The sequence below is a fragment of the Gracilibacillus phocaeensis genome (genome assembly GCF_900626275.1).
GTDB lineage: Bacteria > Bacillota > Bacilli > Bacillales > Amphibacillaceae > Gracilibacillus > Gracilibacillus timonensis.
Genome location: NZ_LR131144.1, coordinates 1,440,782 through 1,462,257 on the forward strand (window position 1 = coordinate 1,440,782; position 21,476 = coordinate 1,462,257).

The window sequence follows — 21,476 nt, forward strand, 5'->3', positions numbered from 1 at the left end:
AAATCCTCCTTCACAAATGTATGTAAGGTCTATTTATTGGTTTACTTTTACCATAGCCGGTCGAATGACGCGGTCTTTTAATAAATAGCCTTTTTGCATAGTTTCGACAATTTGATTTGATTCGTACCCTTCTTCATCAACTTGCATCACAGCTTGATGAAGGGTTGGATCGAATTCACCACTAGTGTCTATTTCTGTAACCTCTTCATTATCAAGTACGGTCTTTAATTGACGATAAACCATCTCGATTCCTTCTACCACACTTTTGGCTTGTGGGTCATCCACATCAACCTGAAGTGCTCGTTCAAAGTTATCTAATACGGGTAAAAGATCCGTCACAATCGCCTGTGATTTATACTTTAAATCAGCTTGTTTTTCTTTCTGTGTTCGTTTCCTGAAATTATCATATTCAGCTTGAACACGCAACAAACGATTTTGTAGATCTTCTTTCTCTTCTTGCAATTGCTCGTAAGCTGCTTCACTGACTACTTCTTGTGTCTCTTCTGTATCCGTGATTATTTCTTGTTCTGGTTCTTCTACGCTTTCCTCTTGTTGAGTTTCTTCTTTTTGTTTTACATCTTTCTCTTCCACACAAATCACCTCCTAATCCTACTAAAAACCATTTAATGATATTTGCTATCTTTGTAATAAAACCATTGTATAGCTAAACACATTTTTAAGAATTACGCAACTATTATTCACGCACGATAAAAGAGTACGGGAAGACCATACCCTTTTATCATTACTTCACCTGCTATAAAACGCAGACCGTTTATCCGCTTGGCTACGTCTAAAACGAAGGGATAACGACCTACTGCGCTATTGATTTCAGTACCATGAGTTAAATGTTTTACTCAACTGTCCTGACAATACATTTAATACAGATACAACTTTAGAATATTCCATCCTTGTAGGTCCTAACAGAGCAATTGTTCCTAACTGCTTACCACCTAAAGAATAGGTGGCGGTTATTAAGCTGCAATCCTGCATAGCCGCCATTTCATTTTCTTGACCTATGGAAACCTTAATTCCTTTACTAGAAGATTGTAATAACTTGGCAATTTCCTCTTCCTTTTCCATAATCGAGAACAGGGATTGAATCTTATCGATATCATGAAACTCCGGTTGTAACATCATGTTTGTCTTTCCATCCATATAGAGTTTCGCCGGCTGTTTTTCCAGCAAGGCTTCCTTTAGGTAATTGTAGGTTACATCCAGATTAGATGTATGTTGCTGTAATAACAAGGCTACCTCACCATATAGCTTTTGTTCTAACTGTATAATCGGTATACCTGTTAACCGATCATTCAAAATATTGACCAGTTTTTCCAGGTCCGATGTTTTCAGCATTTGTGGCACATTAAAATAACGATGCTCCACATGCCCTGTGTTGGTAACCAAAATCGCTACCGCAGAATGATCGGACAGGCTGACAATCTGAATCTGCTTTAATGTCGCTTCAAACACTTGTGGACCTAAAACAATTGACGTGTAGCTTGTTATATCAGAAAGAACCTTAGCAGATTGCTGAACTACCTTTTCAAATTCAACCATACCACGAGTAAAAGCGTGCTGAATAACTCCCATCTCTTGACTAGATAGCCGAAATGGCATCATTAAATGATCGACATAAAAACGATAGCCCTGTTCTGAAGGAACCCTCCCGGAAGACGTATGTGTCTTCTCAATAAAACCTAACTCCTCTAGATCCGCCATCTCATTACGAATCGTCGCCGGGCTTGAAGATATGTTCTCCTTCTTGGCTATGGCTCGCGATCCGATGGGCTGTGCGGTCTGGATGAACTCATCAATAATGACTTGTAATACTTGAATTTGCCTTTCTGAAAGCATCGATGATCACCTCTGTTAGCACTCTTTGTACTTGAGTGCTAAATCTACTTTATAAATTATCAAATCCAGCGATGATTGTCAAATAGGATACATTCAAATGGTGAATTTTTTTCTAAAGACGTACTTTTGCGTCATCGTCTATTAAAAAGGCTTGGAAAACCTCATTACCAAAAGGTTTGCCTGCTTCCGTTAATCTAACTGTCTGTTTGTCCATCGTTAGCCATTCTCGCTGAATGAGCTGATCGAGTTCTTTTTCGTAAACGTGTTCTATCGATATACCATACTTTTGCTCAAAGGCTTGACGTCTTACTCCCTCTGTTTTACGCAATCCGAGGAACATTTCTTCTTCGATTTGTTCTTTGCGGCTGATCCTCTCAATATGAAGAATCGGTTTGCCGCTTTGATTAGCTTCGTATACATACTTCGGAAATGGCCGAATGTTAATAATTCGCTCTCCGGGTAAATAACCATGGGAACCAGCGCCAAAACCATAATAGTGTTGATTATTCCAATAAGTGAGATTATGTTGACTTTCATAACCTGGCTTGGCAAAATTACTAATTTCATATTGTACAATCCCATTATTACGCATCTTTTCTCGTAAAAGGGCGTACATGTCTGCTTCGATTTCTTCCGGCGGCTTCGTAAGCTTCCCTTGCATATATCGTTGATAGAAAATCGTTTTTGGTTCAATTTGCAAGGAATAGGCCGAATAATGCGGTAATTGAAACTGTAAAGCCTCTTCCAGTGATCGCTCAAAATGGTTGATGGACTGATTAGGCAAGCTGTACATCAGATCAATACTAATATTAGAGATGCCTGTTCTGATTAGGTCATTTACATTCTGGTAGACATCCTTTGTTCGATGCAATCTACCCAATTGTGCTAACATATCGTTGTCAAAGTCTTGTACTCCCATGGAGATTCGATTGACACCATGATTTTTTAATATGTTGATTTTTTCCAAAGTCAAATCACCTGGATTCGCTTCAAACGTATATTCTTCAACGGCATTAATGTCAAAGTAATACTCGATGATTTGAACTAATTTGGTTAATTGCTGATTATTTAAAGCAGTGGGTGTACCTCCACCGACAAAAATGGTTTTCATTTGCTGCTTCGGAGTCTGGATATAGGCCTTTATCTCATTATTTAAGGCCACCAAATAGTCATCAGCCATTTTTTCTTCGTAAAAGAATTTGGTGAAGTCACAATAATGACAGATTTTCTCACAGAACGGGATGTGTATATAGACGGAAGAAACCATGCTTGTCCTCCTTAAATATGGAATCAGTGATATGTTACATGCATGCTCATTATCTCATTTGCCAAACAACACCTGCTACAACATTATAACACGCACGGCACATGAAAAACCCCTGCCATTGGACAAGGGAAACAATCAAATAACACTATATTATTCTATAATATTTACTTGGATTTGTCGATGATAACAGGCTACAAAGCGCTTGTTTTATCATTAATGTAGGGTTAATTGGGAGCATCGGACTGTTGTACTGCTTTTTTTAATTCAGACATACGAAAATGCTGACCAGGACAATCGATACGTATCAAATCTTCATGAGCGACGATATCTTTAACAGAAAGATTAGTTAACTGGCTGATTAACCATCTATTTAATGCAGCACCGGCCATTAGTTGTGCGTCAGTCATCGTTTGTTTACTAAAATCGCCTTGATAGCCGATTCCTAATGTTGTCTCATTATACTCCTGGCAATGAGCGCCGATATGCCAGCCGCGTCCTTGATAGATCGTACCATCAAATGCTATCCACCAATTATATCCAATCCCGTACTCCCCCTTCCCGTTGACATGATACTTATGCACATCATAAATATCCCAAGTCGGATGTCCTGTATGATGCTGGACAAGCTTCTTGATCTTTCTTGGCTTCAAACGGAAAAGAGTTCCTGTAAAAGATAGTTCAGGGTCCACGATGGCTGGTTTTATAATCATTAACATCCCCTCCCTATTTTCCATGTATATAAAAAAGCAGCTAATCCGCTTGGACTAGCTACCCATTTCCCTACTGAATTGATGATGAAGACTATCAAACAAGTGAGAAAGTCTGGTTGTGTCTCAACAAAACGTAGATGCTGTCGTTATAAAAACCAGCTGTTGAAGGAAAAAACATTAAGGTGAGACTATATTTTTCAATCATCATCCATCTCAAGAACCGCCATAAATGCTTCCTGGGGAACTTCAACCGATCCCACCATTTTCATTCGTTTCTTTCCTTCTTTTTGTTTTTCAAGCAGTTTTCGTTTCCGGGATATGTCCCCACCGTAACACTTGCTCAATACGTTCTTGCGCATCGCTTTGATATTGGTTCGAGCGATGATCTTATTTCCAATAGCTGCCTGAATAGGTACCTCAAACTGTTGCCTTGGTATCAGCTTCTTTAGTTTATCAGCGATCGTTTTGCCGCGATCAAAGGCAAAATCACGGTGCACAATAAATGATAAAGCATCAATCGTATCCCCATTTAATAAAATATCCATTTTCACAAGATCAGAGGTCTGATAACCAATTAAATCATAATCAAGGGAGGCATATCCTTTTGTTTGTGATTTCAGTTGATCAAAGAAATCATAAACAATTTCAGACAATGGAATTTCATAGACAACATTTACACGATTATCATCCAGATATTGCATGTCCATAAAATTACCACGTTTTTTCTGGCAAATTTCCATGACTGGTCCGACAAAATCATTAGGAACCATGATCGTCGCCTTCACGAAAGGTTCTTGTACTTCTTGAACCGACTGATTATCCGGCATAAACGATGGGTTGTCAATCTCTAATTCTTCCCCATCTGTTTTAATCACCTGATAAATCACACTTGGCGCCGTTGTGATCAGATCAATATTAAACTCTCGTTCGATTCGTTCTTGAATGATCTCCATATGTAATAACCCAAGAAAACCACAACGGAAACCGAAACCTAAAGCTTGTGAAGTTTCCGCTTCATATTGCAGGGAAGAATCATTTAGTTCCAAACGTTCTAATGCCTCACGCAGATCATTATATCGATCGGCATCTACTGGATAGAGTCCGCAAAATACCATTGGATTTAAACGACGATAGCCCGGTAAAGGCTCATCAGCAGGACGATTGGCTAAGGTGATGGTATCCCCGACACGGCTGTCGCCTACGTTTTTTATAGAAGCAGTTAAATAACCTACATCCCCCACGCAAAGTTCCTCTTGCTGAACTGGCTTTGGGTTAAAAACCCCAACCTCATTTACTTCAAATTCTTTGCCGGTTGCCATCATTTTTATCTTATCTCCGACTTTAACAGATCCTTCTTTCACACAAATATACGCTATAACACCGCGGTAAGGATCATATAATGAATCAAATATTAATGCCTTTAACGGGGCATCTTGATCTCCAGATGGAGCAGGAATCTTTTCTACGATTTGTGTTAAGATCTCTTCAATCCCAATACCGGATTTGGCACTGGCAAGAATAGCTTCATCACCATCAATTCCAATAATATCTGTTATTTCCTGCTTCACCCTTTCCGGATCTGCACTTGGTAAGTCCACTTTGTTAATCACCGGAATGATTTCTAAGTCATTATCCAAAGCCAGATACACATTGGCCAGTGTTTGTGCCTCAATGCCTTGTGCCGCATCGACAACAAGGATAGCCCCTTCACATGCCGCTAGGCTGCGTGATACTTCATAGGTGAAGTCTACATGCCCCGGGGTGTCAATTAAATGAAATAAATAGTCATCGCCAGCTTCTGGTGAATATTTTAACTGCACGGCATTTAATTTTATAGTAATCCCACGCTCACGTTCTAAATCCATGGCGTCTAGAAACTGTTCCTTCATCTCACGCGTCGTAAGTGCCTTGGTCTTCTCCAGAATTCGATCTGCCAGGGTGGATTTCCCGTGATCAATGTGTGCAATAATGGAAAAGTTACGGACTTTACTTTGATCTCTCATGTTCGTCAATGTCATTCAACTCCTATATTCGTCCACAATCCTAGCATTGATTATAGCAGTCCATTCCCTGATATTCAATAGATATATCCAAGACATAGCTGGCTTCTTGACAGATTTAAAAGAGAGCATCCACAATTGCATAAGTTGCTCCCATCAATTGATCAGAGATATGACGTACAATCGCCGCCCCGCTCTCAGCCGTTTGATGCAAAACAGTGGATTCTATTTCATCTGCTGCCGGTGATTCTTCTATTTCTAATTCTTCGATAACCGTCTCGCGGTTCACCACGTCGTCGGTTTCCGTTACCTCCTCTGTCGTATCTGCTGGTGCGGTATGTGCTGGTGATGAATGGGTAGTGCCTAAATACAAACCAAAGGAAAATACAAGACAAGTGAGTAACATACAAAGAAAAAATTTCATGCTATTCCTCCTCATTAGGATTGGATACCTTTTCTGCTTCCCAATAAAATTCACTAAAAATTTCTGCAAATGCCTCGGATGTATTAAAAAGCTCTTCCATGGTATTGTCCACACCACCAAACTCCAGCGTTAGGGCATTATCCGACAGATCCTGGTTATATACCCCATTTCGCCCTTCTCCGCCATACTTTTCAATTCCCCTACTGAGCCCAGGATAGTGTTTTTCCAATAAGTCTTGTAGTTGTCTAGCCAGTTCAAAATTACGTTCAAAATTAGGGTTATCTCCACCGATTACAATCATCAGCCTTGCGTAAGAATCCCCATCAATCTCTGCCGTTGTGACTTCTTTTCGCTGACTGTCACGGTGTATATCAAACACATACTTCAAGTCTCGATTATCGGTTAATGCAGCCTCCACTACCTCTTTAGAGGCACGGTAAGAGTCCGTTGAATAGTTCCACCCTTTTTCATTTAGCAAAGAACCGATGTCCGTTTGTTCAAAAGCCGCTCCAATACCTTGATTTCCTAAATCTTTGGCTAGTTGTTCACTTATTTTCATCACGTTCACTTCATGATGGAAGGCATCGTTCGGTTCATTGGTGTCTGGCAAGTAAGGCAGAAAGGATTCACGATTATGTGTATTATATAGATATACCACATCCTTATCGACTTGTTGCTGCTCTTGCTTATCGCCTTGCTTTTCTTCTGGAGTTGTGGCATTACGTTCTTCTAATACGACATCTAGAGGTGGTGTTGACTCGGCTGTGAGGTTGGTATAATCAGTTCCTTCACCTGCAATCAAGATTTTACGATCATACATTTCAAATCCAGGTATTTCTCTGCCTAACAAACTGCGAATGTCATGTGGGCGAAGATTTGTGCCTAATTCAAAGGCAATCTTCCACATATCAATAGGGGGATTTTCCTCAGGTAATGCTTTGTTGAAGATTCGATTTTCCATCGTCATTAAGGAAAGGTAATGAAGTTCTGAAATATTACTAGTCCATTTTTTTACCATATTGGAACTCATCCGATAGCTTGGGTCTACACTCGTTAATGCTCCGATAAGAATAAACATAGCAAAAAAAAGCGTAATAAATGTGGAGATCCAAACGATCAATTGATGTTTTGAAAAAAGAAATACATGTCTTCTTGGTTTTTTCATTGCATTTTCTACCTCCTCTACCACATTTACTAGAGCATATGTAGAGGAGATAGAGAATAGAACTTATCTGGTAAAAGAAGCAAAATTTTTGATATTTACCTTTTCATGCATAGCGGCATTAATGGCAGCCGCAAGCAAATGGGACATATCTTGAATATAACCGTCTATTTCCTTAGGCGTTACCATCAGATTTTGTCCTAATGGGGTCAATACTTCTTGCATAAGCGCTCGTTTCTCTTGCTCATTTAAGGCTCCTATCATCCCGAAAATCTTTTCTCGTTCTTCCGCAGATGGCAGTTCCATATCGGAAAGAGAATAATCGCCGAAGGATAAACCAGCAGGGGTGAGCGATTTAGATGGTTTATCTTTCTCTTTCCATTCTTTCACAATGTGTTTCAAGACATAATCAATCGCATCACTAGTAATCGTCACCGCATCTACCACGGTAGGCACACCAATAGCAAAAACAGGCACACCAAGACTCGCTTTTGATAATTCTTTCCTTTTGTTTCCTACTCCTGAACCTGGATGAATTCCGGCATCGGACAGTTGAATAGTAGCATTCACTCGCTCAATCGATCGGGAAGCTAAGGCATCGATGGCCACTACAAAATCCGGCTGATACTTTTCCATGACTCCAGTAATAATGTCACTCGTCTCTATCCCTGTTACACCAAGTACACCTGGGGACATAATGGCAACCCTTCGATACCCATCTTCTACATATTGGGGCTCATGTTCAAATAGATGATTGGTAACGAGTATTTTTTCTAAGGCTAACGGTCCTAGTGCATCAGGTGTGACGTGCCGATTACCCAGCCCTACAATTAACCCTGTTGCTTCTTTGTTAATCTGATTTTTCTCCATCAATTCTAATAATTGCTTTGCTACTACTGTGGCTGTTTCCTCTTGTGAAACCGTATCTTGCTTCTTGATCGCTTCGGAATAAATGGTGCGATAAGATCCAGGACTTTTGCCAATTTGTTCTGCCCCTTCTTCATCCACCTCCACTTCGGTAACCTGAATATTCCCTTCCTGAAATTCGTTTGTCTTCACACCAGCGATTGTTTTTCTTTTGCTTTTTTCCTGATTTACATACATATCCTTTGCCTCGACTGCTAGATCTGTTCTTACCTCGAATTTTTCTTGTTTCAATCTGTTTCCTCCTCAGAACACTTTTTCAATAGCTTTTCCAACTACGTTTGTTTGATACTTCGCTTCCAATATTTGTGATGACAAACAACCGATTTGACAAAGTTTTTACGACTTGATCATTATTTATATTGATAAATTGTGAAAGCTTTGATAAAATGTCATGTGACCTAATATATAGTAGGTGTATGAAGCAAGATGGAGGTGAAGACATTGGCTAATATCAAATCAGCTATTAAACGTGTACGTACTAATGAAGATCGTCGTCAACTAAATCAATCCGTAAAATCAGATATGCGTTCCTATGTTAAGAAAGTAGAAGCGTTAATTGATCAAAAGGATGTAGAGGGTGCAACAAGCGCACTTCAAACAGCTGTTCAAAAGATTGACAAAGCGGTACAAAAAGGACTTGTTCATCAAAACAAGGGTAACCGTCAAAAATCACGCTTAACAAAGAAAGTAAATCAACTTAGCGCATAAATAAAAACCACAGCAGTTTAAAAATAACTGCTGTGGTTTTTATTACAAATCTTGCGTATAACTCGACTTTACAAAATGGATACGACCTTTTCTTTATGATACACTCTGTGACCTTATGTTTACCAAACGATATAACAATAATTCAAATGCCAACGACTTCTCCATTCCACCCGTTTTTATCTCTGTATCCGTCTCTGCTAGCCAATCTATTGCGAGTTCCAATTCTTTCAAGGAATAGTTATTCTGCCTTTGCAACGATAATTTCGCAACATAAGGATGTATTTTCAACTGCTTTGCCATTTGTTGCTGAGTAAAACCTTGCTGTTTCAATAATTTCACTTGAAGTAACGTGCGATACTGAGAAGCTACCAGCGCCAATAACGCAATCGGATCTTCATTCATTTTTTGCAAATCTTTGCTGATATTAACCGCCTTCGCCAAATTGTTCTCCATAATGGCATCGACTAATTTTAGTGCAGAACTATTCTCTGGGCTTGAAAGCAGTGTCTCGGCGTCCTCTAATCGAATGTGATTTCCTTCCCCCACATATAACGCTAACTTAGCCATTTCCGAATGAATCAACATCAAGTTTGTCCCTATTTCGTTAATGAAATAATTGACTACTTCCTCCGAAATGTAAACTTTATTTTCCTTTGCAATAGAATGGATGACAGTTTGTACATTCCATTCTTTGAGGGCTTCACATGCGATAGTACTTGCCGATTTCTTTAATTGCTTTACCACCTTTTTTCGCTCATCTACTTTCTCATAAGGTGCAATCATTACTAAGATCGAATAAGGGGCAGGATTCTCCAAATATCGAAGTAATTCCTCTGGCTGATGGACTATTTCGGTATTTTGAGGTTTTGCCTTTAAAAAATCGGCATTGTTGGCAATAATAATTTTTCTTTCACCAAGAAAAGGGAATGTTTCTGCATCCGTAATCACTTCCTGGATGGTGGTTTCTTCTAAATCGTATAACGATAAATTCGTATCCTGTTCTTCCGGTTGCATGCCATATTGAATCATTGCTTGCTTTACGGCCTCCAACATGTAGGTTTCTGTTCCATATAAATAATATACCAGATCGAACGTTCCTTGTTTCATCTTTTGGATGTGCTGTAAATAATCCATATATCCTCATCCCCAACTATGTAGACATCATTTTAAAATAACATACTTATGATAAGAAAATGTTGAAAAAAAATCAATTATGTTTTATTGTATAATAAGAAATACATATTGAAAAGAAACTTAGGCAACTGAATTATTTCTTAACTGCAAATGATTGTATTCCTTTTGTTTCTTATGCATAGCATAAGGGAGAGGGAAGTAAATAGCTTACATCCCTCTGCAATCTATATGAACGCAACTTCATTAGTCCTAGGCCTCTAATCAAGCTGCGATATTTTCTTCTTATATAGATTGACCAGTATCGACTAAATATATAGGTGTAAACTCTTGCTAAGTAAGGGAATACTAAATATTGATGAAAATCAAGAAGCACATTGATATGGAAGGAGGCATTGGCAATGAATGAATTCGAAAAAGATGTACAATCAAAGCGTCACGATCTATTTGATGCTGGATTAGGTTTTGTGTTCTCCTTTTTATTCTTTATGATTATTTTCTTTATTGGTGTCATTTTTGACGCAGTCGGTTCTTAAAACATGCGCAAGAACAGGTGCAACACGCAAATGTTAGTTTCCATTACATTTGTGTGTTTTTTTGTTAGAAAAGGATAACATTAGCCCCTGCGAATAACGTTTTATCGAAGAATAGCTACGTCTAGCCCCGAGCGCTTTTATTTTTTGCATAAAAATGTGACGCGATACTATCTTATTCTATGGTAGAAAGGGAAAAATGGTTACACTTTCTTTTGTATATTGATATGTTATCGCTCCAGAAGTATCAGTTCGATAAATATCCATGGACTGCTGCTTAAGATTTGTTAATACGTCTGGATGTGGATGTCCATATTGATTGTCAAGGCCAGCAGATATAATACCTATATCGGCTCCCGTTTCACGTAAAAAACTTGCTGCACTGGACGTGTTACTGCCGTGGTGAGCTACCTTTAATACATCCAGATGCAATGATGGAAATTGTTCCAATATCTGCGCTTCCGATTTTTTGCCAATATCACCCGTGAACAGCCATGTATGCTGCCCTAAGCTTGTCTTTAATACCACTGAATTTTCATTCTTATCGCTATTTTCCTCCCATGGATACAGCACTTCCAATAATTGTCCCTGAACGTCAACCTGGTCCCCTGCTTTTATTTGATGATCTGTCGTTTTCGGACTGATTTCTCGGTATTGCTCCAATAATTTCTGATCGAAAAATGGGCTGCTAAACAAATGATCCACCTGATAATCATTCAAAATAAAGGGAACACTGCCAATATGATCATGATCTGCATGTGATAAAATGATCGCGTCGATCTGTTGAATCCCCCTCGCTTGAAAAAAAGGTTGGATGATTTGTTCAAAGGTTTCTGCGGAAGGTGTTTGAAAATCACGGCTCATCGTCCCTGCCGCATCGATCATTAAGACCCCTTTACGATAAGGTAATTCTATAACGATCGCATCTCCTTGCCCGATATCTAAAACCGTTACATAGCCGTGGGGATCCAGATATGGCTTTATGCTTACCGCAACCAATAAAAACACAATTAATACCGCTGAACGAAACGCCTTTTTCATCTCGTTTCCTTCCCAAGCAACCAAGCATACGTATAATAATACATAATAAATCCCCACCAAAATAAGAGGGAATTCTCCTGTTAGCCAAAGAAAACTTATCCTTTCATCGAGTATGGTCATTGCGTGTATGATAAAGGAATGTACCTTCCAAAACACCATATCAATGATCGTTAGCAAAAATGGAAAAGGCAAACCAAGCAATAGAATAAACAATAGTGGTAAAACAAATAAGGAAAAGTAAGGGATAATCAAAAGATTAATCAGTACGGAGGATGGTTGAAATTGATAAAAATGATATAATTGAATCGGCAAAATAATCATCAAACTTAAAAATGAAATCTGCAGCATATTCCATATGTTATGCGAAGTATGTGATAATACCTGCCGTGATAAGATAATCGCAAAAGTGACCGCAAAGCTAAATTGGAAGGCTAAAGAATAAATCAAGTGAGGATTATACAATAACAACAAAATACAAACAAGACTAAGCGTATCAGATAACGTTAAACGAATGGGGAGCTTATTTGTCACCAAAATGACATTCATCATTAAACAGGCACGCCAGACGGAAGGGGTCCCACCAGCCATAATCGGATAAATTAACAGAATAGCTATCAATACGAGTTGGGACTTTTCCACCGTCATGCGACAGACATATACCAATATAAAATAAAGAAGCCCAACTATCAGACCTACATGTAAACCAGAAATAGCAATGATATGGGTCAGGTTCCAATCTTGAAAAACATCGACCACTTCCTCTTCCAGTGACGATCGATCCCCAAATAACAAAGCAGCAAACCAGGCATAAGTAAACGAATGCAGCTCCCGCTCCGCATGCTGTAATATCCTATCACGCAAATCATATATTTTTTGTATCGGACCTTGTCCCATACATGAACTATTTTCCAATGATTCAATAATGAACTGTTGATGAATATCTTGACTGGCTAAGTAGAATTGATAATCAAACTGACCGGGATTTCTGGCTGTTGGAATTGTTTGATACTTCCCAGCAAAGGAACAGTTTGCCCCTGTCTTTAGAGTATTTGTAAGTGCTGGTAGGTCACTCTCTGATAGGAAATAAGTCAGTTGCACTTTTTCTTCCTGATTTGTATAAAGAGTAAAGCGTAGAAAAGTGTCCCTTTTTTCTACGTAAGAGGTAATCTGACCGGAGACAGTAGTGGTTACACTTGTATCAAGTGGAGGTTCGCTTTGGACAGCAGGAATCTGACCATACATCCATAGACCAAACAAGCATAAACCAACCAAATAAAAAGTAGGTAAACGATGGCCTAATAATAAATACATCATAAGTGCTAATAATAACACTAAAAACAGATAAAAGGATATCCCTTGGCAAAAAAGGCATAAGAGATATATGACCATTATCCAGTGCAATCTTTGAAACAATTGGTTATATACCTCCTTTCCCTTTTTCTTCCCCTATTCAGGTTTCAATGAAATATAAGTATGGTCTAATTCCACTTTTTCCGTATATACACCAACCTCTTTAAAAAGCTCGATGGCATAGGGGTGATTTTTATAGTCTTCTGCATAATACACCGTTTTAATACCGGCCTGAATGATTGCTTTACAACAATTCAGACACGGGAAATGGGTAACATATATCTCTGCTCCTTCTGTGGAAGCTCCAAATTTTGCACATTGCAGTAATGCATTCATTTCAGCATGGATGGTACGGACACAGTGCCCATCAATGACATAGCAGCCCTCATCTATACAATGCACACTCCCTGAGACACTCCCATTATATCCCCCTGCAATAATCCGTTTATCTCGAACAATGGTAGCACCAACCATCAACCGTTGACAAGTACTTCGTAATGCCAACAGATGGCTTTGTGCCATGAAATATTGATGCCATGAAATTCGTTCCATTTCTTCATCTCTCCCTTAAAGTAACACACTCTAATAAAATTCTATCGATATTGACCTTAACCGTCAATACATCCCTCCTGTCATCACAAAAATGCTTTCTCACTCTACCTCCTTAATCATGGAACTTGAACAAACGCTTTTATCTTTTCTAACGTTTTTTCACCAATTCCAGATACATTCGTTAAATCCTCAACCTTCTGGAATGAACCGTTTGTCTCCCGATATTCCAGGATCGCCTGCGCCTTGACTTCCCCGATTCCGGGTATGGTTTGAAGTTCTTCTAATGAAGCCATATTGAGTTTGACTTGTGGTCCTGTCTCCTGTGTTGGTGGAGTAGAAGATGATATAGCAACTTCTTCCTCTTCTGACTGATTTGGTACATAAATGACCATTTCATCGTATACTTTTTCTGCTAAATTGATTGATAACTGATTGGCCTCTGAGGTAAATCCATCAGCAAGCAGAATCACATCCTGAACTCGATCTTCAGGCTTCGCAATATATACACCAGGTTTATTCACTTCCCCTTTAATATCTATTTTTAGTTCCAATTCCTTGACTGGCTCATTCTCTTTTTCTTCTTCTGTTACTTCCTTTTCCATTGTTGTCACTTCTGCTGATGGGTCCACACTTACCTGATTGGACTGTTCTGTAGCACTAGGGTTTATAATAAGCCATAAGATAATGACTACCGCAATAAGTATGATATACCAATTTTTCAACAACCAAGACATGATCATCATTCCTTTATCATAGAATAGAAAAGTATGTCATAGGATAGTCTTAGCAACTATCCAGGAGGCGAGTAATGATGAAATGGGGCATAATAGGGACTGGTAATATGGGGGAGATTCTAATACGAGCTTTCCTTGAATCTGCCACCATCAAGGAAACAGATTGTTATATTACCAATCGAACGATCGAAAAGGCGTATCAAATCCAAAAACAATACCCAAACTTACAGGTCGAGACTAATTTACAGGAATTACTTGAAAAAGTAGACACCGTTTATCTATGTGTCAAACCCTTGGAAATGATAGATGTATTGAAGGAAGCGAAGCCCATTCTAACGGAGAAACAGCTGTTGATTTCCATTACAAGTGCTTTATCTGTTGATGAATTAGAGGAATTAGTCGATTGCCAAGTAGCAAGAATGATTCCAAGTATTACAAATTATGCATTAGCAGGGGTCACGTTAGTTACCTTTGGTACACGTTTGGAGGCCTTTAAAAAAGATCAACTTCTGCAAATCTGGAACAACTTTTCAGAGGCATTAGAAATAGATGAGTCTATCGTACGGATAGCTTCTGACATCGTTTCTTGCGGCCCTGCTTTTTTCTCATATTTAGCAGAACATTTCATTACCTCCGCCCATGATCAAACCAACATATCAAAAGAACAAGCGACTGTCTTAATGGAAAAAATGTTAGCTGGATACGGAAAATTACTTTCTGAGAAACATTTCAGCCTTACAGAATTAGTAGATAAAGTGTGTGTGAAAGGTGGGGTAACGGGTGCGGGTATCGCTGCTATTGATGAGCACTGGGAAGACTTATTTGGCCATGTCATTCAAGCCACTCATGACAAATTTTACGAAGATAAGGCTTTACTTCATAAAAAACAATAACCATTTAAGGTCTTCTTTATAATATTTCGACAATAGATGATCTATCTCCTGCCTGTATGATAAATTTTTTCTGATGTATGAATATATTCCGCAGAAAAGTCGACACCCCTGCGTTTTTTCGTCACTATAATTAAATAATTCATTTGAAAACTGGTCCGCGTAACCGAGCCAGTTTTTAAGCGTAGCAAAATGATGCTTCACATAAACTACCTATTTAAATAACAAAAAGAGTATCCACCACTCATGGATATGACGACTATTTTTTTGATAAGCAAAGAATGTATATAACCCTTGACATAATAGGACTTGGAATGATTTTTACCTATAACAAACCGCGATACCGATACGTTGGATGATGTAAAGTAGAGCGCTTTACAGGGGTTGCCTGGTTTTTCTTAATTCCTTCTTTTTTGGTCGTTAGTGGCTCTAAACCACCCCAACGAAAAAGGCTTTGTATCCTATTCGATACAAAACCTTTTTTTCATTCATTAACCCCAGATTTCTTCTGCTAGGGCAACAATATATTTTAGTTTATTCCACTGATCTTCTTCTGTTAGTTTGTTGCCATGATGTGTGGAAGAAAAGCCACACTGTGGACTTAGGCAAAGCTGATCTAATGGAACATACTGTGAAGCTTCTTCTACTCTCTGTTTAATGGTCTCTTTATCTTCCAACTGACCATGTTTTGAAGTGATTAAACCTAATACAACTCTTGGTCCGCCTGCTGGGATATGATCTAAAGGTTTGAAACCGCCAGAACGATCATCATCATACTCTAGGAAAAAGCCATCTACCTTTTCTTTGGCGAATAAAGTTGGTGCAATTAAGTCATAGCTTCCTTCAAATGCCCAGTTAGAACGATAATTACCACGACATAAATGAGTGGTCACCACCAAATCTTTCGGTTTATCCTCTAACACGGCATTGATCACTTTTAATGCCAAATCGATTAAATATTCACGTGAGAATTCACCATCATTGAATGGGATATCAGGCGAAGACAAACCAGCAATATACACATCATCAAACTGCAGATAGCGAACCCCTGCATCATAAAATGCCTTAACTGCATCACGATACGTCTGGATCACATCTTGAGCATAGACCTCTATATCAGGATAAACACTTTCATCTCTGATGCTTCGGTTAAATAACTGGTTCGGGCTTGGTATCGTTTGTTTAGCAACTGCTCTGCCATCAACGATTGCGTTAAATTCTTTAAAATCTTGTAAGAAAGGGTGATCTGGATTAAATGATACCTTACCTATATTACGGACATCATAGCGTTCTGTTTCTTCGTCTTCATTGAAAATAAACCCTGTATTCGGGACATATCCTTCGATTCCATGAAGGTGTTCTAAGAAATCAGTATGCCAGAAACGACGGCGGAATTCTCCGTCAGATACCAGCTCTAAACCAACTTCAATCTGCTTATCTACAATATAGCTGATTTCCTGATTCTCAACTTCACGTAATTGCTGATCCGTAATCTGACCAGCTTGATATTCTTTCCTTGCTTGTAATAATTTCTCTGTTCTTAATAAGCTTCCGACATGATCGGCTCGAAATGGTGCTGTTTTTGCTTGCACTACCATGTTATCCTCTCCTTTTATGTTATGGTATAGTTACTTATCCAGTAAAAAAAGGCCTCTTCTGATAAGAAGAAGCCCTTTACTACTATAAGGGAACAATCTTCTTATCTGTTGGAAGTAGCACCGTGTCTAATGATTAGACTGGTTGCTGAGACATCATCAGGCCAAATCCCTCCGTCTCTCTGGATAAGAATTACTATGTAATAAAATTGTATGAAAATAATCATACTACAAATATCAAAAGAATTCAACACTATTTTTAAACATTTCTATAAAAAAGGAGGTAAGCAAATTGATCCTTTCCATCCCAGACGAATACAGAAAGCTTAAACAAAAGTTAAACAACTCTAATCAGCAAGCATTCCCAAAAATTTCTCACGAAGATCAGCATGTCATCCGATTAGTCGTCAGGAAAACCAAATCAGCCAATCTTAATAATTTGACTCGGACAAAGGCTTATCTAGACTTTTATTTGGACTATCCTGAAATCAATTGGTCCATGCTTGCGCATATGGTTTCTAGAAATGCAGGTTGGAATATGACCGATCTAAGAGGCAGCAATTATCGACAACTATTGTCTGAGCAGCAGCAACATTATTTTTTCAACTTATTAGAAAAAAACAATTGGTTAATCTTTCAAGATGCTTACCCCCAATTACTACTGTATGCAGAAGGCTTGCGTCATCAAAAAGATCTTAGCTATTTACTACCTTATTTTGGAATATCCATTTTCATGCAAGTCATGTGGGAGTATTTCCATGTACATAAGGACCTTTTCTTACTCAATACCGCATTGATTATCAATGAACAACACTATATCGAAAAGCGGGTGATGCAAAATAAACATTGGCGCCCTTCTCTATCTGAAAAGATCAAAAGCAGTTTACCTGAGCTGTTGCAGTGGAATTACATCTTATTTCCCTTCCATAAGGAGCAGCAAGTGACTCTCGTTGGTCTGCCTGTTCGCCATTTCGCTTCATTAAAAAAACGTATTATCCTCGGCAAAAAGCTTTATCAATTACTATGTTATTCTACTTATACGGATGGAATTTTAGAGTGGGCGATGCAACAGAAACATAGTGGCTCAAGGAGTGACTACTGGCCAGATAAATTTTCTGTTGATAAACCCATGCATCCATATTCCACGATCTACAGCCCTTGTTTAAACGAGATATGGCCAAACATTCAGCATACACCTGCGCTTTGGCATGACTGGTATCACGATTGGCATGTCCTTCATTTCTTTAAGAAAACAAGGAGAAGTGTCAATGGTAAAATTCAGAAGGATTATGTAGAGGCATTACAGCAATTGGAATTTGCCAATATGCTGCTTCATACCTTAGATCCAACCTAGATCCTTCTTTCTGTATCATGGTAACGAAAGCTTAAGTCTTATCTCGATTCCAACGCCGCGCTATTTTTTGTATGGGATCCCAGACACCATTATAAGGCGGTGCGTATGCTAAGTCTAAGTCTTGAAGCTGATCGATCGTCATTTGATTATATAGAGCCGTTGCTAAAACATCGATGCGTTTATCTACCCCTTTCTTTCCAATGATTTGTCCTCCAAGGACATGATTGGTATAAGGGTGATAAAGTAACTTGATGTGTAAGTCTTCACCGCCAGGATAATAGCCTGCTTGATTATTTGCCGTTTTCGTTTCTGCTTGATAAGGAATGTTCAATCGTTTGGCTTCCTTTTCCGTAATCCCTGTACGACCGAGTGTTAGATCGAAAAATTGGATAATAGATGTGCCGGTGATTCCTTTGAACGTCAGGTATCTCCCCGCCATATTGGCCCCTGCAATTCGACCTTGTTTATTCGCTGTTGTTCCCAATGGTATATAATCATTGAGCTGTTTGACGATATGATAATGCGTGGCACAATCGCCAGCCGCATAAACATCAGGCAAAGATGTTTGCATCGCTGGGCTTACTATAATCGCGCCTTCATCCGTCATATGGAGGCCGGAGCCTTTGAGAAAATCGGTATTTGGATGGATACCAGCGCTGATCAATACTAGATCGGTATCAACAGCACCATTCGTTGTTATGACACGCTTTACCCGCTTATCTCCTTCAAAATGGGTAACTTCTTCCCCTAGTTTTACATCAACACCATGTTTGCTGGCTTCTTCGTGAATCTGTCGCGCCATATCTAAATCAAATATTTTAGCTAATTGATCCCCTCTTTGAATAAGGGTAACCGACAAACCTAAAGAACGAAAGCTTTCTGTCGCTTCTAATCCTATATAACCACCACCGATAATGGTAACGTGTTCGACGTTTTCCATCATATCGGTCACAATTGCCTTGGTATCAGGAATTGTCTTTAACACATGAATCCCTTCCAGGTTTATCCTCGGCCAGTTTGGCTGTATAGGATCTGCACCTGTAGCTATCAATAAACGATCATAAGTAAAGCTAACAACTTCTTTCGTTTGGATTCTTTTGGCATAGACTTTTCTCTCTTGAGCATCCAGTTCGGTAACCTCTATATTAATTTCTGCCTGAATACCATGATCCTCTCGAAACGATTGAACGGACCGTGCAATAACGTCGTCTGCTGAAGGAACAAGACCATTAATAACATAAGGAAGACCACATTGACCATAAGAATAGACAGCACCACGCTCAAGGACGGTTATCTCGGCCTGTTCATCCGTCCTGATAATCTCCATAGCCGCACTCATGCCCGCCGCTACTCCTCCAATGATGACATATTTCATCTGACACTCCTCCTCAACTATTGAATATCTAACGAACTCCACCAGTCTGTGCATTCATAGGGTGACAGAAAACACCAAAATACATGTAATCTTTTCATTGCTATCCTGCTAAGAAATCTTGTAAGATAGGGGCGATAGCTGCGGTATCCTGATAACCTTGTTTATATAAATCCATCAATTTTCGTTTGTTACGATCCATCCTAGCTACCTTTAATTTTTCACGGGGCGAAATGATTAATATATTTCCTTTTTCCTCTTCTTCATACAAATACTCCATTGTCTCGTTATATTCAATATGCCGATGTTTAAGGGCTTCTAATAAACCGGGATACTCTTGATATTTTCTGCTTATGTACCAATGAAAGGATTGTGGTTTCTTTACATAGCCACGATTTCGGGTTAAAACCACAACGTTCTTCGTATTCCCAGCACGTATTGACTGCTTAATAGGTATAGGGTTGCTAATACCACCATCCATTAAGGCCCGGCCTTGATAATGCACAATTGGCGCTGCCAACGGAAGTGAGCTGGAAGCGCGAATTAATGTCAATACATCCTTCGCATGGTGCTTCTTATCATAATAGACCGCTTCCCCTGTCATACAGTCTGTTGCTGTCACCACAAAAGATTCTTTCGCTTGTTGAAAAGTAGCAAAATCAAAAGGAACTAATTGATTTGGTAGCTGATCAAAAATAAAGTCCATTCCAAACAACTGCCGCTTTTTCAATAAATTTCGAATGGATAAGTAGTCTGGGTGACGTACATAATCAATGGACACTTTTTTATTTCTGTCCATTTGTCTTGATATATAGGAAGAACCATGACATGCCCCTGATGAGGCGCCGATCACATAGGGCAGATATATTTGATGCTTCATTAAATATTGCAACACACCTGCCGTATATACCCCCCTACTGCCTCCGCCTTCTAAAACAAGTCCAATATTACTACACATAAAAAACCCTCTTCCACTTTTCTGTTAATTAGATGCTGTTTACTTACTATTTTACTACTTAGCAATAGGAAATGAAAAGGAAGAGGATTGAGTAGTGCCTGACTCATATTCTTTTTTGTTTAATATCTAATTTCCCGTCTTTTTTACCAATAATGATCGTATCTGCCACATTGGAAAAGAGCCCATTTTCTACTACACCTGGAATAGAGTTAATCTTTGCTGATAAAATGGATGGTTCGGCAATTTGTTTAAATGCACAATCTACAATGTAATTGCCATTATCCGTAATGTAAGGAATATCATTCTCCGCCATTCGCAGTGCCGCTTGACATCCCAGCTGTTCAATCTGCTTAATGGTAACCTTCCATGCATAAGAAACAATTTCAACAGGCAATGGAAAAGCACCTAATTGTTCTACATATTTGTCTTCGCCAATAACAACAACAAAATGAGAAGAACTGGTAGCAATCATTTTCTCACGAAGCAGGGCACCTTTGGCACCTTTAATAAGATCAAACTGTGTACAGACCTCGTCTGCGCCATCAATCATGAGATCAATTGTTTCTATATCTTCCACATCCATTAACGGGATTTGAAACTCTCTGGCTCGTTCTTCTGTAGTTTTCGAAGTGGCTACCCCTTGGACTGACAGGCCATCCGCTACTCGCTTAGCTAATTCACGCAGGACGACATTCACGGTAGTGCCTGTGCCGAGGCCCACGATCATTCCATCTTGGATAAATTCCACTGCCTTTTCTCCTGCTAATCGTTTCTCTAACATGCTGTTCACCTCTTTTTAACTTTCTTATTCACCGAAAAAAAATAAGAGTGTATATTCTTTTTCCCTTGTTGCTTACCTTGTAAACATTTTTATGCTGGGAATTATTTGCATGTGAAGATTCATTCCTGATTAGTTA

19 protein-coding genes, 1 pseudogene and 1 riboswitch are annotated in these 21,476 nt (G+C 39.0%); of the genes and pseudogenes, 4 read left to right on the forward strand and 16 right to left on the reverse strand.

From position 1 onward, the window contains the following. Positions 1–33 precede the first annotated feature (33 nt). From grpE to gpr, 8 genes are all read right to left on the reverse strand, one after another. On the reverse strand, positions 34–591 hold the full coding sequence (gene grpE, locus E0E32_RS14660) for a nucleotide exchange factor GrpE (RefSeq protein ID WP_066194174.1): 558 nt from the start codon (positions 589–591) through the stop codon (positions 34–36). A gap of 237 nt (positions 592–828) precedes the next feature. After that, the gene (hrcA, locus tag E0E32_RS14665) at positions 829–1,851 is read right to left on the reverse strand and encodes a heat-inducible transcriptional repressor HrcA (protein WP_066194176.1); all 1,023 of its coding nucleotides are present in this window, start codon (positions 1,849–1,851) and stop codon (positions 829–831) included. 112 nt (positions 1,852–1,963) lie between these two features. Then, on the reverse strand, positions 1,964–3,118 hold the full coding sequence (gene hemW, locus E0E32_RS14670; RefSeq protein WP_066194179.1) for a radical SAM family heme chaperone HemW: 1,155 nt from the start codon (positions 3,116–3,118) through the stop codon (positions 1,964–1,966). Between the two features lie 224 nt (positions 3,119–3,342). Further along, positions 3,343–3,828: a peptidoglycan recognition protein family protein gene (locus E0E32_RS14675; RefSeq protein ID WP_066194181.1), complete on the reverse strand. Its 486-nt coding sequence runs from the start codon at positions 3,826–3,828 to the stop codon at positions 3,343–3,345. 197 nt (positions 3,829–4,025) lie between these two features. Then, positions 4,026–5,831 (reverse strand): translation elongation factor 4, encoded by a 1,806-nt coding sequence (lepA, locus tag E0E32_RS14680; RefSeq protein ID WP_066196593.1) that lies wholly within the window; start codon positions 5,829–5,831, stop codon positions 4,026–4,028. Positions 5,832–5,946: 115 nt separating this feature from the next. Then, positions 5,947–6,252 carry a hypothetical protein gene (locus E0E32_RS14685; RefSeq protein WP_066194184.1) on the reverse strand — a complete coding sequence of 102 codons (306 nt, stop codon included), beginning with the start codon at positions 6,250–6,252 and terminating at the stop codon, positions 5,947–5,949. 1 nt (position 6,253) lies between these two features. Beyond that, on the reverse strand, positions 6,254–7,417 hold the full coding sequence (gene spoIIP / locus E0E32_RS14690; RefSeq protein WP_130860055.1) for a stage II sporulation protein P: 1,164 nt from the start codon (positions 7,415–7,417) through the stop codon (positions 6,254–6,256). A gap of 63 nt (positions 7,418–7,480) precedes the next feature. Further along, positions 7,481–8,518 carry a GPR endopeptidase gene (gene gpr / locus E0E32_RS14695; RefSeq protein ID WP_066196596.1) on the reverse strand — a complete coding sequence of 346 codons (1,038 nt, stop codon included), beginning with the start codon at positions 8,516–8,518 and terminating at the stop codon, positions 7,481–7,483. 264 nt (positions 8,519–8,782) lie between these two features. Here gpr and rpsT point away from each other — a divergent pair, with 264 nt between their 5' ends. Continuing rightward, complete coding sequence (rpsT, locus tag E0E32_RS14700; protein WP_148436811.1) at positions 8,783–9,049, forward strand: 30S ribosomal protein S20; 267 nt, start codon at positions 8,783–8,785, stop codon at positions 9,047–9,049. A 93-nt stretch (positions 9,050–9,142) separates the two neighbouring features. Here the strand turns inward: rpsT and holA are convergent, their stop codons facing one another. Next, positions 9,143–10,183, reverse strand: coding sequence for a DNA polymerase III subunit delta (holA, locus tag E0E32_RS14705; protein ID WP_066194195.1), 1,041 nt, complete (start codon positions 10,181–10,183; stop codon positions 9,143–9,145). A gap of 398 nt (positions 10,184–10,581) precedes the next feature. Here holA and E0E32_RS14710 point away from each other — a divergent pair, with 398 nt between their 5' ends. Beyond that, positions 10,582–10,716 carry a YqzM family protein gene (locus E0E32_RS14710; RefSeq protein WP_078060147.1) on the forward strand — a complete coding sequence of 45 codons (135 nt, stop codon included), beginning with the start codon at positions 10,582–10,584 and terminating at the stop codon, positions 10,714–10,716. 177 nt (positions 10,717–10,893) lie between these two features. Here the strand turns inward: E0E32_RS14710 and E0E32_RS14715 are convergent, their stop codons facing one another. The 3 genes and pseudogenes from E0E32_RS14715 to E0E32_RS14725 all read right to left on the reverse strand — a co-directional run bounded on the left by E0E32_RS14715 (position 10,894) and on the right by E0E32_RS14725 (position 14,390). Then, entirely contained in the window at positions 10,894–13,143 is a 2,250-nt protein-coding gene (locus tag E0E32_RS14715) for a DNA internalization-related competence protein ComEC/Rec2 (RefSeq protein WP_350308632.1), read from the reverse strand. Positions 13,144–13,209: 66 nt separating this feature from the next. Continuing rightward, a pseudogene (locus E0E32_RS14720) lies at positions 13,210–13,656 on the reverse strand (ComE operon protein 2); the annotation flags it as partial. A 116-nt stretch (positions 13,657–13,772) separates the two neighbouring features. Further along, positions 13,773–14,390: a helix-hairpin-helix domain-containing protein gene (locus E0E32_RS14725; protein ID WP_165445039.1), complete on the reverse strand. Its 618-nt coding sequence runs from the start codon at positions 14,388–14,390 to the stop codon at positions 13,773–13,775. A 74-nt stretch (positions 14,391–14,464) separates the two neighbouring features. Here E0E32_RS14725 and comER point away from each other — a divergent pair, with 74 nt between their 5' ends. Next, positions 14,465–15,283, forward strand: a complete 819-nt coding sequence (comER, locus tag E0E32_RS14730; protein WP_350308629.1) for a late competence protein ComER — start codon at positions 14,465–14,467, stop codon at positions 15,281–15,283. 488 nt (positions 15,284–15,771) lie between these two features. Here the strand turns inward: comER and E0E32_RS14735 are convergent, their stop codons facing one another. Then, positions 15,772–16,878 (reverse strand): 5-methyltetrahydropteroyltriglutamate--homocysteine S-methyltransferase, encoded by a 1,107-nt coding sequence (locus tag E0E32_RS14735; RefSeq protein ID WP_130860058.1) that lies wholly within the window; start codon positions 16,876–16,878, stop codon positions 15,772–15,774. 98 nt (positions 16,879–16,976) lie between these two features. Continuing rightward, positions 16,977–17,068: riboswitch (SAM riboswitch) on the reverse strand. Between the two features lie 99 nt (positions 17,069–17,167). On the opposite strand from E0E32_RS14735, the gene E0E32_RS14740 reads away from it, so the two are divergent. Beyond that, on the forward strand, positions 17,168–18,229 hold the full coding sequence (locus E0E32_RS14740) for a DUF2515 family protein (RefSeq protein ID WP_286171937.1): 1,062 nt from the start codon (positions 17,168–17,170) through the stop codon (positions 18,227–18,229). A gap of 31 nt (positions 18,230–18,260) precedes the next feature. Here E0E32_RS14740 and E0E32_RS14745 read toward each other — a convergent pair whose 3' ends face one another. From E0E32_RS14745 to rpiA, 3 genes are all read right to left on the reverse strand, one after another. Then, positions 18,261–19,604 (reverse strand): CoA-disulfide reductase, encoded by a 1,344-nt coding sequence (locus tag E0E32_RS14745; RefSeq protein WP_130860059.1) that lies wholly within the window; start codon positions 19,602–19,604, stop codon positions 18,261–18,263. A gap of 100 nt (positions 19,605–19,704) precedes the next feature. Continuing rightward, complete coding sequence (locus tag E0E32_RS14750) at positions 19,705–20,559, reverse strand: patatin-like phospholipase family protein (protein WP_130860060.1); 855 nt, start codon at positions 20,557–20,559, stop codon at positions 19,705–19,707. A gap of 103 nt (positions 20,560–20,662) precedes the next feature. Continuing rightward, positions 20,663–21,340: a ribose-5-phosphate isomerase RpiA gene (gene rpiA / locus E0E32_RS14755; RefSeq protein ID WP_066194216.1), complete on the reverse strand. Its 678-nt coding sequence runs from the start codon at positions 21,338–21,340 to the stop codon at positions 20,663–20,665. Between the last annotated feature and the right edge of the window lie 136 nt (positions 21,341–21,476).

Excerpts from the sequence above, each read along its gene's own strand:
- spoIIP (WP_130860055.1), bottom strand. The coding sequence starts at position 7,417 with ATGAAAAAACCAAGAAGACATGTATTTCTTTTTTCAAAACATCAATTG.
- E0E32_RS14675 (WP_066194181.1), bottom strand. The coding sequence starts at position 3,828 with ATGATTATAAAACCAGCCATCGTGGACCCTGAACTATCTTTTACAGGA.
- lepA (WP_066196593.1), bottom strand. The coding sequence starts at position 5,831 with ATGAGAGATCAAAGTAAAGTCCGTAACTTTTCCATTATTGCACACATT.
- rpiA (WP_066194216.1), bottom strand. The coding sequence starts at position 21,340 with ATGTTAGAGAAACGATTAGCAGGAGAAAAGGCAGTGGAATTTATCCAA.
- E0E32_RS14735 (WP_130860058.1), bottom strand. The coding sequence starts at position 16,878 with ATGGTAGTGCAAGCAAAAACAGCACCATTTCGAGCCGATCATGTCGGA.
- comER (WP_350308629.1), top strand. The coding sequence starts at position 14,465 with ATGATGAAATGGGGCATAATAGGGACTGGTAATATGGGGGAGATTCTA.
- E0E32_RS14710 (WP_078060147.1), top strand. The coding sequence starts at position 10,582 with ATGAATGAATTCGAAAAAGATGTACAATCAAAGCGTCACGATCTATTT.
- E0E32_RS14750 (WP_130860060.1), bottom strand. The coding sequence starts at position 20,559 with ATGTGTAGTAATATTGGACTTGTTTTAGAAGGCGGAGGCAGTAGGGGG.
- hrcA (WP_066194176.1), bottom strand. The coding sequence starts at position 1,851 with ATGCTTTCAGAAAGGCAAATTCAAGTATTACAAGTCATTATTGATGAG.
- E0E32_RS14745 (WP_130860059.1), bottom strand. The coding sequence starts at position 19,604 with ATGAAATATGTCATCATTGGAGGAGTAGCGGCGGGCATGAGTGCGGCT.
- hemW (WP_066194179.1), bottom strand. The coding sequence starts at position 3,118 with ATGGTTTCTTCCGTCTATATACACATCCCGTTCTGTGAGAAAATCTGT.
- E0E32_RS14715 (WP_350308632.1), bottom strand. The coding sequence starts at position 13,143 with ATGGTCATATATCTCTTATGCCTTTTTTGCCAAGGGATATCCTTTTAT.
- gpr (WP_066196596.1), bottom strand. The coding sequence starts at position 8,518 with ATGTATGTAAATCAGGAAAAAAGCAAAAGAAAAACAATCGCTGGTGTG.
- holA (WP_066194195.1), bottom strand. The coding sequence starts at position 10,183 with ATGGATTATTTACAGCACATCCAAAAGATGAAACAAGGAACGTTCGAT.
- E0E32_RS14685 (WP_066194184.1), bottom strand. The coding sequence starts at position 6,252 with ATGAAATTTTTTCTTTGTATGTTACTCACTTGTCTTGTATTTTCCTTT.
- E0E32_RS14725 (WP_165445039.1), bottom strand. The coding sequence starts at position 14,390 with ATGTCTTGGTTGTTGAAAAATTGGTATATCATACTTATTGCGGTAGTC.